Here is a 16,283-nt window from a genome sequence, read left to right on the forward strand (position 1 = left end):
TTAGTAGATTGATGAACGAGTGTTACTGGCACGAAAGCCCCGATATCAAAGGACATAGATAGTTTCGTAACACACGTAACACCTGTAACAAGGGCTCGAAGGGTGTTGCTTTCCCCGCTCCCCATAAGCGTCAACACCATCAGCGAAAAAACCGAGTATGGGGGTGCTCATCTGAGCGTCCGGGGGACCCTGTGACAACACTCCACACACGGGGTCGGAAACCCGCGGGACTGTGCTAGCGAAAAGGTACCCACCTTAGTGAACAGGTGAACCGGGTGAACTCACAGTTCACCAGTGCAATTGGGTAATTACACAGACTTGCCCACCCATTTGCATTCGACCTGACCAGTCATTTGCATCGGATTTGACCAGTACGAGCCGTCGACATGACCGGCAGAGAACGACCCTTAGCTGCCGCTCATGAAGTCGTGTCCCAATAGAAATGGATGTACTCGTCTTCATACTCCGCGAACAGCGAAACGATGAACTCTGTCTTCATTGAGTACATCAATAGCGCTCCGACGAAACCGGTCGACTCATGCAGCGGTTGTTTGAGCGGAGCGATCAATTCAAACGCCTGATCCGCAACCATCTGATTGAAAACAGCTTCCGAGATTTCCTCAAACTGAGCGTCAGAAACGTAGCCTGGGAAATAACTTTCTCCTCCAGGCCGCCAATCCATCCATTCCGCGTGAAGCCAGAAGTTTAATCCGTTTTCGCCTTGCCGTTTGGGGGCGCGAGTTATCCTGATGATCTGCTGAGAGGCAGGGCATCGAAAGGCGATTCCTGGATAAGTGACGTAATAGAGACCGGGACAATCATTGTGTGCTCTCCAAAAAGTCAGTTGCTCACTGGAGAGTTGATCAAAGTCGCTTCTGTCGAACATGGAAGAACCTAAGGTTTACGTCGCGCTAATGGGCAAGAGCGCCCGATAGTAGCAAATTGCTTTCAATGATGTTTTTCGGGAGCCGTCCGCTTCTGGCCGTTCTCTGCCGATCAGCAACACAAAGGGGCATCTTTACCATCGCGGTAACGATGCCACTTTTTCGTCAGGATCCTTTCAATTTCAACGTTGAAATTTCAGTAAGGTGGGATGTCTGTCGCTAGCAAGATGTCGCGGGTTTCCGACCCCGTGTCCTTCAAATAATCCCAGGGTCCCCGGCGGCTTCTGGCGACTGATTGCTTTATGCCATCCTCCAGCTAACCTCTATTTCTGCTGGTCAATACGCTTTTCAGCCAGCACCACGGATACTGCCGAAACATTGAGTCGTTACCGATCCGACACACGGAAGCGAGGACTATCAAATGCCATCATTTATCGTAAACCAGAACGTACAAGCCAACGGCGACTACGAGGTGCATAACACTACAACTGGCTGTAGGTTCATGCCGCTGCCACAGAACCAGGTATCACTCGGAACTCATTCCACCTGCACTGGTGCCGTCTCCGCAGCTCGAACATCATGGCCCAATGCGCAAGTCAATGGTTGCTACTATTGCTGCAACCCTTGCCACACCAGCTAAATTTTTGGATACGCGGGGGTGGGTCTACGGGAAGCTTATGACTCGATCTACGATTGTGCGATCATAGGCCCAAGCAAGCTGTATCCCCGTGTGTATCCCTATGCATCTAATCCGGCTACAAGCCACGGATTATATGGAAGACTCCGGTCTCCCTCGGGCACCAAAATTAAGAAAGGTCTTGCTTTGCAAGGCCTTTTTTTTCGCCTGTAGAAAAGTGATCTCGCCCCACCGCTACCGTGTAGAAGCTGCCGAAGGCTGCGATCTTTTGATCTTGCCACTTCGGTGCGACAGCCCAAAACCGCTCGCTAACGAATCAAGGATTCACACAATGGAATTGCCACTGGACACCGTTGCCCTTTTCGCCTTCAAGCTGGCTTATGAGACGGAAGGTGAAAGTCCGATTCTGCGGGATGATCCGATCATGAGTGATTATGAGCGGGAGGTGTTTGGGTTGTTGGTGCGTAGGGGGGATATCGAGGGTATCCAGTTTAGAGTGGCGCATTGTGTGGGTTTAGCGCTGGACGCTATAGGCGGCGTAGATACGCCGCTAGGGCGCGAACTACATAGATTGTCGGCTGATTTGCGCGGCGCGCAGACCCTGGAGCAACTTGATGCACCGTTGATCGCACTCAAGGACTACTTGAAAGATATTCAGTGAGTGGAGCCCAAACCCACGCTGGACAACAATGCCCTTCAGCAGTGGTGGCAGCCTGAAAAGTGTCCAGACGCAGAGGCTTGCCCGTGACCGGGCAGACGTCTTGCCGCAGGCCGTTCATTTTGAACTCACGCGCCGGATACCAGTAACCGCTGAGGCGGTAATACCCTAACTGCGCGAGCTTGCGTTCTGCACGAGACGGGTCATGGATTTGCATACTCCTGCTGGTCAGCAACGCAACCAAATCAGGGTATGTACGGAACGGCTTCGGAGGGGCAGGGCTAGACAACTTCCATGTTCCAGAAACAAGAAGGCCCGAACGTAATGCCGGACTAAGCCAGCACCAGAGGATCGGGCGCGATTGGAATTAACGCTGCCGTAGCCTGATGACCCTGTCAATGCGTACGTCACAGAAAACGCAGTAAACACTAGGGTTTATGCAGTTTGCGACGATCTGTTGCAGACGATGGCGCGCGCTTGTGAGCAGCCTAAAACAGAGCGCTGCGGATTGTTGTCAGGCCATTCCGAGATAGCGGTAGGGATATTCTCTGCGTGCCTGATGCTAGTGATTGTTAGGGAGAGCGCTGAGCAAAGGGCTTTCGAAAGTTGCAGGAACGGGGTCCCTCTCCCACCGCCTCTCCGTCATCGGAGGTGGCAAATGACCGATCAACCAGAACTCAAAACCATCGGACTAACACCTGCCATTTACTGCTCCGATCAACCGCTTTTCCATGTCACTCGCGGCGTTCCGCTCGGCGATGCGTTAGCCATGGCTTCTGATTTCCTGTTTCTCGCCAAAAAGCTGACCGAAGATGCTGCTTACGACAGGGACACCGACCGCCACGCTTGGGCCGCGCATTATTTGACGGCGATGAGTAAGGCGGTGGTTGATGATGCGGTGAAGGTGCTTAGGCGGGATGGTTCTGATGCCAGTCGGTAAGGCATAAGACCTGCGGGAGCCAACTGCTTGCGATGGCGGCAGTGCATTCAGCATTGATGTTGGCTGACCTGACGCTTTCGCGGGCAAGCCCGCTCCCACAGGGACTGCGCTTAACGGACAGGCATTATTAGCCCCGAGATTGTCGGGGCTTTCGATCACTCAGCTCACAGTAAATGCTGATAAATCAGCGTCGAAATCTCCACAATCGAAGTCCTGCCGGTGAATTCAAACTTCACCTTCCCCAACGATGAAAAACAAATCTCCAACTCGGAATCCAACCCACATCAAACCAACGCCCTTCAGCACAGAGCTATCAGTTTGATATCGTGCCTCCATCGCCTCATCTCATCAAAGATGACCAAAGGCGGTTTCAGGGGAATTGTTAACAAGGAAAAGGATTGAATGCAGCTAATCGGCGTGTTGGTGTTTTTCACTGCGACAGTGGGAATGTGGATTGGGGTGGTGAGGAACCGTGGCACCCTGCTGAATCTGTGGCTCGCTAACCTGACGGGTGCCGTGGGTAGTTTTATTGTCGGAATTGCCGTGCTGATTCTGTTCAACAGATGGTTTGTCCCCGGAGGAAACTCGGTACGGGGCGTTGTATTCATTTTCTATACGATGATGGCGGTTTTAGGGGCCTTTGTCGGAACCTGGCTTCTGGTGATCGCCAGGTTCAATCAGTCTGAATCCCCCGTCGTCCGTCATTTGATCGCCGGAGCGTGCGGTGTGTTGGCGGCACTGACCACGGCGGTGTTGTGGGTGATGATCCTTTTCGCCAAGTGAGTGTTTTGACACTCCGCTCATCGCGCTCAAGGATTCCCTGAAAGATACTCAGTGAGCGAACGCCTTTGGCTGCGCTCTTCTAGACTTAATAGGTAGTCGTAGACAGAATCGAACACGTCGCTTTGGTGCAGATGAATCAAAGGCAGCATGGCAAGCTGCCTGTTATGCCCTGAAGAGGTGCGGCAAAGATCGCACCGGGCCCAACAAGATGCCCGCTCAGGGTGCCTGGCCAACGGCCTGAAAATGCCACGATACCGTGACGTGGTGTGACTGCCGCAGCCGACACTTTCGGACAACTGACAACCGCTTGGTTTGTCCGTGATCGTGAGGAATGCTGTATGCCTGATGAGATGTTGCACCTGCCTATGGTCAACAGCCTGTTGGAGCGCCACAAACGCTCCCCCGGCGCACTGTTGCCGATCCTTCATGAGATTCAGGAGGGCATCGGTTACATCCCCGATGCCGCCATTCCCGAGATTGCTCACGCCCTCAACCTGAGTCAGGCCGAGGTTCGCGGGGTGATCAGTTTCTACCATGACTTCCGCACCGCGCCTCCGGCCCGGCATATCCTGCGTCTGTGCCGGGCCGAGTCCTGCCAGAGCCGCGGCGCCGAGCAGCTCGCGGCGCAATTGCGCGAACGTCTGCAAGTGGACGACCACGGCAGCAGTGCCGACGGCAACATCAGTCTGCGCCCGGTGTATTGCCTCGGCGCCTGCGCCTGCTCGCCAGCCCTGGAGCTGGATGGCCAGGTGCATGCGCGGCTCAGCGCCGAGCGTCTGGATGCATTGCTCGATACTTGCCGGGAGGACGCATGATGCCGGCTTTCTATCTGCCCCGTGATTCGCTGGCCCGTGCCGTGGGTGCCGAAGAGGTTGCGGTGGCCCTGATCACCCATGCCCGGGGACGCTTTGCGCCTCTGGAGTTGCAACGCACCAGTTCTCGCGGCCTGTACTGGCTGGAACCGCTGCTGGAAGTGGACAGCCCACAAGGCCGTATCGGCTTCGGTCCGCTGACCGCGGCCGATGTGCCGTCGGTGCTCGATGCGCTGCAAGGCGAGTCGTCCGACCATCCGCTGGCCTTGGGGCTGGTGGAAGAGTTGCCTTATCTAAAGACTCAACAACGCCTGCTGTTTGCCCGCGCCGGCATTACCCAGCCGCTGTCCCTGGAGGATTACCGGGCTCACGGCGGCTTTGAGGGCTTGACCCAGGCCATCGCCCTGGGCGGCGAGCAGACCGCGACTGCAGTATTCGATTCGGGCCTGCGTGGCCGTGGCGGCGCGGCGTTCCCGGCCGGGATCAAATGGCGCACGGTGCGCGGCACTCAGGCTGCACAGAAATACATCGTGTGCAACGCCGACGAAGGCGACTCCGGCACCTTCGCCGACCGCATGTTGATGGAAGGCGACCCCTTCCTGCTGATCGAAGGCATGGCCATTGCCGGCATCACCGTCGGCGCCAGCTACGGCTACATCTATGTGCGCTCGGAATATCCACAGGCCGTGACCACCCTACGTGCGGCGCTGGAGATTGCCCGGTCAAACGGTTACCTCGGTGCCAATGTCGGCGGCAGCGGTCTGGCCTTCGATATGGAAGTGCGAGTCGGTGCCGGTGCTTACATCTGCGGCGAGGAAACCGCGCTGCTGGACTCGCTCGAAGGCAAGCGCGGGATTGTCCGCGCCAAGCCGCCGATCCCGGCCTTGCAGGGCCTGTTCGGCCTGCCGACCCTGGTGCACAACGTGCTGACGCTGGCCTCGGTGCCAATGATTATGGCCAAGGGCGCGCAGTTCTATCGCGATTACGGCATGGGCCGCTCCCTGGGCACCATGCCCTTCCAACTGGCGGGTAATATTCGTCACGGCGGTCTGGTGGAACGGGCCTTTGGCTTGACCCTGCGGGAACTGGTGGAAGACTACGGCGGCGGGACCGCCAGCGGCCGACCGCTGAAGGCCGCCCAGGTTGGCGGCCCTCTCGGCGCCTGGGTGCCACCGTCGCAATTCGACACGCCGTTGGATTACGAAGCGTTCGCCGCCATCGGCGCAATGCTCGGTCACGGTGGTGTGGTGGTGGCTGATGACACGTTGGATATGGCCCACATGGCGCGCTTCGCCATGCAGTTTTGTGCCGAGGAATCCTGTGGCAAATGCACGCCGTGCCGCATCGGCTCGACCCGGGGCGTGGAGGTGATTGACCGCCTGCTGGCCGCGCCTGACCAGAACGGTCGCGATGAGCAGGTGATCATCCTCAAGGACCTGTGCGACACGCTGCAATACGGTTCGCTGTGCGCATTGGGCGGCATGACTTCCTATCCGGTCGTCAGCGCCCTCAAGCACTTCCCCGCCGACTTCGGTCTGCAAGCCTCGGAGGCCGACCAATGATCACCCTCTTCGACCCGAAAACCGACATCGATCTCGGCACTCCAGCCCGCGACAGCCAGGTGCAGATCACCCTGAACATCGACGGCCAAAGCATCACCGTGCCCGAAGGCACCTCAGTGATGCGCGCCGCCGCGCTGCTGGGCACCACCATTCCCAAACTATGTGCCACCGACAGCCTGGAAGCCTTCGGCTCCTGCCGCATGTGTCTGGTGGAGATCGACGGCATGCGTGGCTATCCGGCGTCCTGCACTACGCCGGTCACTGAAGGCATGACCGTGCACACCCAGACACCGAAGCTCGCGACCTTGCGCCGCAACGTCATGGAGCTGTACATCTCCGATCACCCGCTGGATTGCCTGACCTGTTCGGCCAACGGCAACTGCGAGCTGCAAACCGTCGCCGGCCAGGTTGGCCTGCGGGAAGTGCGTTACGGCTATGAAGGCGACAACCATCTGGCCGACGTGAAGGACACGTCCAACCCCTACTTCGACTACGACCCGAGCAAGTGCATCGTCTGCAACCGCTGCGTGCGTGCCTGCGAAGAAACACAGGGCACCTTTGCTCTGACCATTACCGGGCGCGGTTTCGAATCCCGGGTTGCCGCCGCCGGTGGCGATAACTTCCTCGACTCCGAATGCGTGTCCTGCGGCGCCTGTGTGCAAGCGTGCCCGACCGCGACGCTGATGGAAAAAAGTGTGGTGGAACTGGGTCAACCCGAACACAGCGTGATCACTACCTGTGCCTATTGCGGCGTGGGCTGCTCGTTCCGCGCCGAGATGAAAGGCGACCAGGTCGTACGCATGGTTCCAGACAAGAACGGCCAGGCCAACCACGGCCACTCTTGCGTCAAAGGGCGCTTTGCCTGGGGCTACGCGACCCACCCGGATCGCATCACCAAGCCGATGATCCGCCAGCACATCAACGACCCTTGGCAGGAAGTCAGCTGGGATGAAGCGGTGACCTACGCTGCCAGCGAATTCCGTCGGCTGCAGCAAAAATACGGCCGCGACTCCATTGGTGGCATTACCTCCAGCCGCTGCACCAACGAAGAAACCTACCTGGTGCAAAAACTGGTGCGCGCGGCGTTCGGCAACAACAACGTCGACACCTGTGCGCGGGTCTGCCACTCACCGACCGGTTATGGCCTGAAACAAACATTGGGCGAGTCCGCCGGCACCCAGAGTTTCGACTCGGTGATGCAGGCCGACGTGATCCTGGTGATGGGCGCCAACCCCAGCGACGCGCACCCGGTGTTTGCCTCGCAACTCAAACGCCGTTTGCGTGAAGGTGCGCGGCTGATCGTCATCGACCCGCGCCGCATTGATCTGGTGGACTCGGTGCACGCCCGCGCCGAGTATCACCTGGCGCTGCGCCCCGGCACTAACGTCGCCATGCTCAACGCCTTGGCCCACACGATCATCACCGAAGGCCTGCAAGACCAAGCCTTCATCGACGCGCGTTGCGAGGGCAGCGATTTTGCGCGCTGGAGCGAATTTGTCAGCCGCGCGGAGAACTCGCCGGAAGCCCTTGGCCCTGTCTGCGGCGTCGAACCTGCCGATATCCGTGCCGCCGCTCGTTTGTATGCGACCGGCGGCAACGCCGCGATCTACTACGGCCTGGGCGTCACCGAACACAGCCAGGGCAGTACCGCCGTCATGGGCATCGCCAACCTGGCCATGGCCACCGGCAACATCGGTCGCGAAGGTGTGGGGGTGAACCCGTTGCGTGGGCAGAACAACGTTCAGGGCTCCTGCGACATGGGCTCCTTTCCCCACGAACTGCCCGGTTACCGACACGTCTCCAACGAGGCGGTACGGACTCAGTTCGAACAGGCCTGGAACGTCACACTGCAACCCGATCCGGGCCTGCGCATTCCCAACATGTTCGAGTCGGCACTGGCCGGCAGCTTCAAGGGTCTGTATTGCCAGGGCGAGGACATCGCCCAGAGCGATCCGAATACCCAACACGTCACTGCTGCTCTGTCAGCCATGGAATGCGTGGTGGTGCAGGACATCTTCCTCAACGAGACGGCGAAGTTCGCCCACGTGTTCCTGCCGGGCAGTTCGTTCCTGGAAAAAGACGGCACCTTCACCAACGCCGAGCGACGCATCTCGCGGGTACGCAAGGTCATGGAGCCGTTGGGCGGCAAGGCCGACTGGGAAGGCACCGTGGCCCTGGCCAACGCCTTGGGCTATCCGATGAACTATAAGCATCCGTCGGAAATCATGGATGAAATCGCCAGCCTGACGCCGACGTTCACCAACGTCAGCTACGCCGAACTGGAGCGCCACGGCAGCCTGCAATGGCCGTGTAACGCCGCGGCACCGGACGGCACGCCGACCATGCACATCGAGGAGTTCGTGCGCGGCAAGGGGCGCTTTATGCTCACCGGCTACGTGCCCACCGAGGAAAAGGTCAACAGTCGCTATCCGCTGCTGCTGACCACCGGGCGCATCCTCAGCCAGTACAACGTCGGCGCCCAGACCCGACGTACTGAAAACGTCGCTTGGCACGATGAGGACCGACTGGAAATCCACCCGACCGACGCCGAGAGCCGTGGCATCAACGAAGGTGACTGGGTCGGCATTGGCAGCCGCGCCGGGCAGACCGTACTGCGTGCGCGGATCACCGAACGGGTAGCCCCAGGCGTGGTGTACACCACCTTCCACTTCCCTGAATCGGGGGCCAACGTCATTACCACCGACAACTCCGACTGGGCCACCAACTGTCCGGAGTACAAGGTCACCGCTGTGGAAGTCAGCCGCGTCTACCACCCTTCCGAGTGGCAAAAACGCTATCAGGCATTTAGCGACGAACAACAACGCCTGCTCGACGAACGCCGCCACGCACGCACCGCCGGAACAAAAGCCGAGGTACGCCGATGAGCACTGACAACCTGATCAAAATGGCCAACCAGATCGCCCAATACTTCGCCAGCGAGCCGGATCAGCAACAGGCAGTGCTCGGCGTGCGTAATCATCTGCAGATGTACTGGACTCCCGGCATGCGAAAGGAGTTGCTGGCCTGGCAGACGGCGCATCAGGGGGCAGACTTGCACCCATTGGCACAGGCGGCGGTCAGTGGGGCGGGCTGGGAGGCTTAGGTTTACACGATCCTTGGGGGAGGATTGCTCCTTGGCCTGTTGGCGTAAAACTGTGGCGAGGGAGCTTGCTCCCGTTGGACTGCGCAGCAGTCCTTTCTTTGGGGCCGCTTCGCGACCCAGCGGGAGCAAGCTCCCTCGCCACAGGTTTTTGATCGTTTCGAGGCAAGTCTTTCGGGACTAATGCACGGGCAACACCACCAACGCCTCCAACCCGCCCATCGACCGATTACGCAGTGTCAGCTCGCCTCCGTGTTCCAGCACAATCGCCCGCGCCGCCGACAACCCCAAACCCACACCCCCAGTGCTTTTGTTCCGCGAGCCTTCCATCCGGAAGAACGGCACAAACACTTGTCCAAGGCAGGCATCTGGAATGCCCGGCCCACGATCCAGTATTTTGATCCGCACCTGCCCTGCACCGGGGATCAGTTCAATCCCCGGCTCGCTACCGTACTTGATGGCGTTATCGAGCAAGTTAGTCATCACCCGCTTGAGTCCCAGCGGTCGACCGAAATACACCAGCCGCAACGGCCCACTAAAGGCAACCTCGACTCCCTGATCCCGGTAATCATCAAGCAACGTTTGCAGCAATTCCGCCAAATCAAACTGGGTGGCCGGTTCAAGCCGCGCATCATCACGAAAGAACTCCAGCGCCGAGTTAATCATCGCCTGCATTTCATCCACGTCACGAAACAGCCGTTGCTGTTGCTCGCTGTCTTCGATGAATTCGCCTCGCAAGCGCATCCGCGTCAGGGGAGCGCGCAGGTCGTGGGAGATGGCGGCGAGCATTTGCGTACGGTCGCGGATGAAGTGCTGTAACTGGGCCTGCATGGCGTTGAACGCGAGAATGGCCTGGCGGATTTCGTGGGGACCGAGCGGTTCGATCGGCGGTGCGCGGAAGTCCACGCCGAAACGGCGGGCGCCTTCGGCAAAGCACTGCAAAGGTGTGGCGAGGCGTCGGGTGGCGATCAGCGCGACCAGTGCGGTGGAGATCAGCACCAGAAGAATCACGATCAGGTAGCGTGGCGCTTCGTCCAGGCCCCAGCTGCGCGAAGGCGCGGAGAACATCAGCCATGATGAATCCGATAACTCGATCAGCAGCGCATAGTGCGCGTCCGCCGTGTGCTCCGTCCAGTCGGCCGGTTCATAAGCTTCGATTCGCCGGTCAGGGGCTCTGAGCATCGGCTGCAAGATAGTCGAGCCGATGTCGGACTTCGGATCGTCCACTGCCGGCAGATTGAGATCTTGCCGATCAGGGTGCCAAGTGACAGTGAAGCCGTTCTCGTTGGCGGCTTGTGCCAATGGGTTGCGCAGTGGCGCGGGGGCTGCCTCGATGATGCGGGCGATGGCCGCGGCTTTTTCCAGCAAGCCGATTTCGGTCAGTGGTGGGCGGGCCCAAACCCCGGCCAGTTGGATAAACAACCCGTTGAGCGCCAGTGAAATGAGCATGGCCAGGATGATCGTCAACGCGATCCAGCGCGCAACCGTATCTTGCGGCCAGTCTCGGGCGCGAATCCTCTTCAGCCAGCTCACCGCCGCGTCACGCTGGGTGTGAACAGGTAACCGCCGTTGCGCACGGTGCGAATCATCGCCGGCCGCTTGGTGTCGGACTCGAGTTTGCGTCGCAGGCGGCTGACCTGAACGTCGATGCTGCGATCGAACGCGTCATGGCAATGTCCGCGCGCCAGGTCCAGCAATTGCTCGCGGGTGAGAATGCGCTGCGGGTGTTCGACGAAGACCAGCAGCAGGTCAAACTCACCGGCTGACAGCGGGATCATCACGTTGTCCGGCGAGCGAAGTTCACGGCGGGTGACGTCCAGGTGCCAGTCGGCGAAGTCGATCAACGGCCGTGGCCGTTCCTGCGACACCGGACGACGCTCTTCCACGCGACGCAACACAGCGCGCACTCGGGCCAGCAGTTCACGGGCGTCGAAGGGTTTGGTCAGATAATCGTCGGCGCCCAGTTCCAGGCCGACCACCCGGTCACTGAGTTCACCCATGGCGGTCAGCATGATCACCGGTATTGCGTGTCGAATCCGCAGTTGCTGACAAAGGATCAACCCGCTGTCGCCGGGCAACATCACGTCAAGAATGATCAGGTCTGGCGGCTGGTGCTCGATGGCTGCCCACAGCGATGCGCCGTCTGTGGCGACCTCGACGCTGTAGCCGTGTTGCACGAAGAATTTTTTCAGTAGATCGAGGACTTCAAGGTCGTCGTCCACAATTAAAAGGCTGTTCACCGAAGGTCACTTAAGGCGCGAATGGAACCGCCATCTAAAACCATTCATGGCCGCGCGTCATATATTTCAATCGTGCAACAAAACGTCATCGCCGCAATAAACCAGACATCTTTGCGCAAGGCACGGGGCTCAGCATCTCGGCGAATTCCTCCCGAGACTTGCATCCATGTTGCCTTTCAAGTGTGCTCCCTGGCTGGCCCGCAACACCTCAATTGCCGTGTTGGCCGCAGGGCTAACGGGTTGCAGCAGCCAGCCGCCGCCCAACACCGACGTGGCCTGCGTCGACATCTCCTATTCGGTGTACGACCCCGCGGAACCGTTCAATCGCGCAGTCTTCGCTTTTAACCGGACGGTCGACGACTACGCCCTGGCGCCGGTCGCTCGCGGCTACCGCTACTTGCCAGATTTTTTCCAAACCGGTGTGCATAACTTTGTGGCGAACTTCGGCGAGCCGAAGGTGTTTATCAATGACCTGCTGCAAGGCAACCCGATGCGCTCGGTCAATACCCTGGGGCGTTTCGCGCTCAACACCACGGTCGGGGTAGTGGGTTTGATCGACGTCTCCGGCATGGCCGGTATTGCGCGCCACGACGCGGACTTCGGCCAGACTTTCGGCGTGTGGGGCATCGGCAATGGTCCAATCGTCGAGCTGCCATTGTTCGGGACCTCCAACAGTCGCGACGCCGCCGGGCGCGTGCTCGGCTTTGTGGTCGATCCGTTCGGCAGCAATAGCGATACCGTGGAGATGCTGTCCACTATCAACACTGTTGGCGGCATCGTCGATGGCCGGGCAGAAGCATTACCGCTGACCGATAGCCTGCAAAAACTGCCGGACTATTACAGCGCGTTGCGCAATGTGGTGGCCGAGCATCGCGCTGCTTACGTGGCCGATGGCAAACAAGGCTCGCCAGAAAACACCACCCCCCCTCAATGCACAGGAGCACCGGCTGATGGTTTCTGAAAACAATAGCCTGACTTTGCAGCAACGAGTGATCCGGGAAGACCCGGCCAATCTGCGCTGTCGGGAAATTACCCTGCGCCTGTCAGCGGACTGTCGCCAACTGGTGCTCACCCGCTACACAGAACACTACGGCCCGGCGCTGGTGCGCTGGATAGAACGCAGCCATACGGTGTCGGTGGCCGAGCTGTTTCGTTGGCTCGTGGCCAATGGTGAGGCGGGGGTCATGAGAGCGAGCAGCCAGCCGCGGTCTTGATTTCAGGGGGATGATACGGAGGAATGGAAGTCTTCCGGTCGTCATCCCGCCGTTTATGCCAGGCCAAGTGCAACGCAAACCCCTCCATCGCAATCGGTGGTTCCACGGTATGCCGCGCCTTGGCAATAAACACTGACGGGACAGCAGCGCAACCAGACCGGAGCGGTCCGATGATGCTGTACGAACTTTCCTGCGGGCAAAACAAAACCCCTACCTGCATACGCAGATAGGGGTTTTGGAATTTAATCTTGACGATGACCTACTCTCACATGGGGAAACCCCACACTACCATCGGCGATGCATCGTTTCACTGCTGAGTTCGGGATGGGATCAGGTGGTTCCAATGCTCTATGGTCGTCAAGAAATTCGGTAGCCAGCTCGTGTTCTCTTGCGAGGTCACGCTCCAGCGAATGGGTATGCGATAGTTTGTGTGTTTGTTTCTCGAACTTTCGGTTCGTTTCGTCTTCACACACCGCAATCTGGTGCCTCTTCAGGTCAGCAAATTGCTTGGGTGTTATATGGTCAAGCCTCACGGGCAATTAGTATTGGTTAGCTCAACGCCTCACAGCGCTTACACACCCAACCTATCAACGTCGTAGTCTTCGACGGCCCTTCAGGGGACTCAAGGTCCCAGTGAGATCTCATCTTGAGGCTAGTTTCCCGCTTAGATGCTTTCAGCGGTTATCTATTCCGAACATAGCTACCCGGCAATGCCACTGGCGTGACAACCGGAACACCAGAGGTTCGTCCACTCCGGTCCTCTCGTACTAGGAGCAGCCCCTCTCAAATCTCAAACGTCCACGGCAGATAGGGACCGAACTGTCTCACGACGACGTTCTAAACCCAGCTCGCGTACCACTTTAAATGGCGAACAGCCATACCCTTGGGACCGGCTTCAGCCCCAGGATGTGATGAGCCGACATCGAGGTGCCAAACACCGCCGTCGATATGAACTCTTGGGCGGTATCAGCCTGTTATCCCCGGAGTACCTTTTATCCGTTGAGCGATGGCCCTTCCATACAGAACCACCGGATCACTAAGACCTACTTTCGTACCTGCTCGACGTGTCTGTCTCGCAGTCAAGCGCGCTTTTGCCTTTATACTCTACGACCGATTTCCGACCGGTCTGAGCGCACCTTCGTACTCCTCCGTTACTCTTTAGGAGGAGACCGCCCCAGTCAAACTACCCACCATACACTGTCCTCGATCCGGATAACGGACCTGAGTTAGAACCTCAAAGTTGCCAGGGTGGTATTTCAAGGTTGGCTCCACGCGAACTGGCGTCCACGCTTCAAAGCCTCCCACCTATCCTACACAAGCAAATTCAAAGTCCAGTGCAAAGCTATAGTAAAGGTTCACGGGGTCTTTCCGTCTAGCCGCGGATACACTGCATCTTCACAGCGATTTCAATTTCACTGAGTCTCGGGTGGAGACAGCGCCGCCATCGTTACGCCATTCGTGCAGGTCGGAACTTACCCGACAAGGAATTTCGCTACCTTAGGACCGTTATAGTTACGGCCGCCGTTTACCGGGGCTTCGATCAAGAGCTTCGCGTTAGCTAACCCCATCAATTAACCTTCCGGCACCGGGCAGGCGTCACACCCTATACGTCCACTTTCGTGTTTGCAGAGTGCTGTGTTTTTAATAACAGTCGCAGCGGCCTGGTATCTTCGACCGGCGTGGGCTTACGCAGTAAATGCTTCACCCTCACCGGCGCACCTTCTCCCGAAGTTACGGTGCCATTTTGCCTAGTTCCTTCACCCGAGTTCTCTCAAGCGCCTTGGTATTCTCTACCCAACCACCTGTGTCGGTTTGGGGTACGGTTCCTGGTTACCTGAAGCTTAGAAGCTTTTCTTGGAAGCATGGCATCAACCACTTCGTGTTCTAAAAGAACACTCGTCATCAGCTCTCGGCCTTAGAATCCCGGATTTACCTAAGATTCCAGCCTACCACCTTAAACTTGGACAACCAACGCCAAGCTGGCCTAGCCTTCTCCGTCCCTCCATCGCAATAACCAGAAGTACAGGAATATTAACCTGTTTTCCATCGACTACGCTTTTCAGCCTCGCCTTAGGGACCGACTAACCCTGCGTCGATTAACGTTGCGCAGGAAACCTTGGTCTTTCGGCGTGGGTGTTTTTCACACCCATTGTCGTTACTCATGTCAGCATTCGCACTTCTGATACCTCCAGCAAGCTTCTCAACTCACCTTCACAGGCTTACAGAACGCTCCTCTACCGCATCACCTAAGTGATACCCGTAGCTTCGGTGTATGGTTTGAGCCCCGTTACATCTTCCGCGCAGGCCGACTCGACTAGTGAGCTATTACGCTTTCTTTAAAGGGTGGCTGCTTCTAAGCCAACCTCCTAGCTGTCTAAGCCTTCCCACATCGTTTCCCACTTAACCATAACTTTGGGACCTTAGCTGACGGTCTGGGTTGTTTCCCTTTTCACGACGGACGTTAGCACCCGCCGTGTGTCTCCCATGCTCGGCACTTGTAGGTATTCGGAGTTTGCATCGGTTTGGTAAGTCGGGATGACCCCCTAGCCGAAACAGTGCTCTACCCCCTACAGTGATACATGAGGCGCTACCTAAATAGCTTTCGAGGAGAACCAGCTATCTCCGAGCTTGATTAGCCTTTCACTCCGATCCACAGGTCATCCGCTAACTTTTCAACGGTAGTCGGTTCGGTCCTCCAGTTAGTGTTACCCAACCTTCAACCTGCCCATGGATAGATCGCCCGGTTTCGGGTCTATTCCCAGCGACTAGACGCCCTATTAAGACTCGCTTTCGCTACGCCTCCCCTATTCGGTTAAGCTCGCCACTGAAAATAAGTCGCTGACCCATTATACAAAAGGTACGCAGTCACCCAACAATGTGGGCTCCCACTGCTTGTACGCATACGGTTTCAGGATCTATTTCACTCCCCTCTCCGGGGTTCTTTTCGCCTTTCCCTCACGGTACTAGTTCACTATCGGTCAGTCAGTAGTATTTAGCCTTGGAGGATGGTCCCCCCATATTCAGACAAAGTTTCTCGTGCTCCGTCCTACTCGATTTCATGGCCAAGAGATTTTCGCGTACAGGGCTATCACCCACTATGGCCGCACTTTCCAGAGCGTTCCGCTAATCTCAAAGCCACTTAAGGGCTAGTCCCCGTTCGCTCGCCACTACTAAGGGAATCTCGGTTGATTTCTTTTCCTCAGGGTACTTAGATGTTTCAGTTCCCCTGGTTCGCTTCTTAAGCCTATGTATTCAGCTTAAGATACCTAACTTATGTTAGGTGGGTTCCCCCATTCAGACATCTCCGGATCAAAGTCTGTTTGCCGACTCCCCGAAGCTTTTCGCAGGCTACCACGTCTTTCATCGCCTCTGACTGCCAAGGCATCCACCGTATGCGCTTCTTCACTTGACCATATAACCCCAAGCAATCTGGTTATACTGTGAAGACGACAT

General features: G+C 57.7%; 12 protein-coding genes, 2 rRNA genes and 1 pseudogene. 9 read left to right on the forward strand and 6 right to left on the reverse strand.

What is annotated here, in order from left to right:
- Positions 1–418: 418 nt before the first annotated feature.
- Complete coding sequence (locus PSH65_RS26640; RefSeq protein WP_305423326.1) at positions 419–886, reverse strand: hypothetical protein; 468 nt, start codon at positions 884–886, stop codon at positions 419–421.
- 966 nt (positions 887–1,852) lie between these two features.
- On the opposite strand from PSH65_RS26640, the gene PSH65_RS26645 reads away from it, so the two are divergent.
- Both PSH65_RS26645 and PSH65_RS26650 read left to right on the forward strand, forming a co-directional pair.
- On the forward strand, positions 1,853–2,182 hold the full coding sequence (locus tag PSH65_RS26645) for a hypothetical protein (protein WP_305423327.1): 330 nt from the start codon (positions 1,853–1,855) through the stop codon (positions 2,180–2,182).
- 655 nt (positions 2,183–2,837) lie between these two features.
- Positions 2,838–3,119 (forward strand): DUF3077 domain-containing protein, encoded by a 282-nt coding sequence (locus PSH65_RS26650; RefSeq protein ID WP_305423329.1) that lies wholly within the window; start codon positions 2,838–2,840, stop codon positions 3,117–3,119.
- Between the two features lie 164 nt (positions 3,120–3,283).
- Here PSH65_RS26650 and PSH65_RS26655 read toward each other — a convergent pair.
- Positions 3,284–3,397, reverse strand: a pseudogene (locus tag PSH65_RS26655) (PH domain-containing protein); the annotation flags it as partial.
- A 124-nt stretch (positions 3,398–3,521) separates the two neighbouring features.
- Here PSH65_RS26655 and PSH65_RS26660 point away from each other — a divergent pair.
- From PSH65_RS26660 to PSH65_RS26680, 5 genes are all read left to right on the forward strand, one after another.
- Entirely contained in the window at positions 3,522–3,902 is a 381-nt protein-coding gene (locus PSH65_RS26660) for a hypothetical protein (protein WP_305423330.1), read from the forward strand.
- Positions 3,903–4,240: 338 nt separating this feature from the next.
- Complete coding sequence (locus tag PSH65_RS26665) at positions 4,241–4,717, forward strand: formate dehydrogenase subunit gamma (RefSeq protein WP_305423332.1); 477 nt, start codon at positions 4,241–4,243, stop codon at positions 4,715–4,717.
- Positions 4,714–6,276: an NADH-quinone oxidoreductase subunit NuoF gene (locus PSH65_RS26670; protein ID WP_305423333.1), complete on the forward strand. Its 1,563-nt coding sequence runs from the start codon at positions 4,714–4,716 to the stop codon at positions 6,274–6,276. The genes PSH65_RS26665 and PSH65_RS26670 overlap by 4 nt, the downstream gene beginning before the upstream one ends.
- Positions 6,273–9,161 (forward strand): formate dehydrogenase subunit alpha, encoded by a 2,889-nt coding sequence (gene fdhF / locus PSH65_RS26675; RefSeq protein ID WP_305423334.1) that lies wholly within the window; start codon positions 6,273–6,275, stop codon positions 9,159–9,161. Before PSH65_RS26670 ends, fdhF begins: the two co-directional genes overlap by 4 nt.
- Entirely contained in the window at positions 9,158–9,379 is a 222-nt protein-coding gene (locus tag PSH65_RS26680) for a formate dehydrogenase subunit delta (RefSeq protein ID WP_095054230.1), read from the forward strand. Before fdhF ends, PSH65_RS26680 begins: the two co-directional genes overlap by 4 nt.
- A 177-nt stretch (positions 9,380–9,556) precedes the next feature.
- Here the strand turns inward: PSH65_RS26680 and PSH65_RS26685 are convergent, their stop codons facing one another.
- On the reverse strand, positions 9,557–10,909 hold the full coding sequence (locus PSH65_RS26685) for an ATP-binding protein (protein ID WP_305423335.1): 1,353 nt from the start codon (positions 10,907–10,909) through the stop codon (positions 9,557–9,559).
- Positions 10,906–11,616 (reverse strand): response regulator, encoded by a 711-nt coding sequence (locus PSH65_RS26690; RefSeq protein ID WP_305423336.1) that lies wholly within the window; start codon positions 11,614–11,616, stop codon positions 10,906–10,908. The genes PSH65_RS26685 and PSH65_RS26690 overlap by 4 nt, the downstream gene beginning before the upstream one ends.
- A 166-nt stretch (positions 11,617–11,782) precedes the next feature.
- Here PSH65_RS26690 and PSH65_RS26695 point away from each other — a divergent pair, with 166 nt between their 5' ends.
- Together PSH65_RS26695 and PSH65_RS26700 are read left to right on the forward strand one after the other, a co-directional pair.
- The gene (locus PSH65_RS26695; RefSeq protein WP_305423338.1) at positions 11,783–12,577 is read left to right on the forward strand and encodes a VacJ family lipoprotein; all 795 of its coding nucleotides are present in this window, start codon (positions 11,783–11,785) and stop codon (positions 12,575–12,577) included.
- The gene (locus PSH65_RS26700) at positions 12,567–12,830 is read left to right on the forward strand and encodes a hypothetical protein (protein WP_305423339.1); all 264 of its coding nucleotides are present in this window, start codon (positions 12,567–12,569) and stop codon (positions 12,828–12,830) included. Before PSH65_RS26695 ends, PSH65_RS26700 begins: the two co-directional genes overlap by 11 nt.
- Positions 12,831–13,076: 246 nt before the next feature.
- On the opposite strand, the gene rrf is transcribed toward PSH65_RS26700, so the two are convergent.
- A 5S ribosomal RNA gene (gene rrf / locus PSH65_RS26705) occupies positions 13,077–13,192 on the reverse strand.
- 156 nt (positions 13,193–13,348) lie between these two features.
- Positions 13,349–16,242 (reverse strand): 23S ribosomal RNA (locus PSH65_RS26710).
- Positions 16,243–16,283 lie beyond the last annotated feature (41 nt).

The sequence above is a fragment of the Pseudomonas sp. FP603 genome (assembly GCF_030687415.1).
Taxonomy (GTDB): Bacteria; Pseudomonadota; Gammaproteobacteria; order Pseudomonadales; family Pseudomonadaceae; genus Aquipseudomonas; species Aquipseudomonas wuhanensis.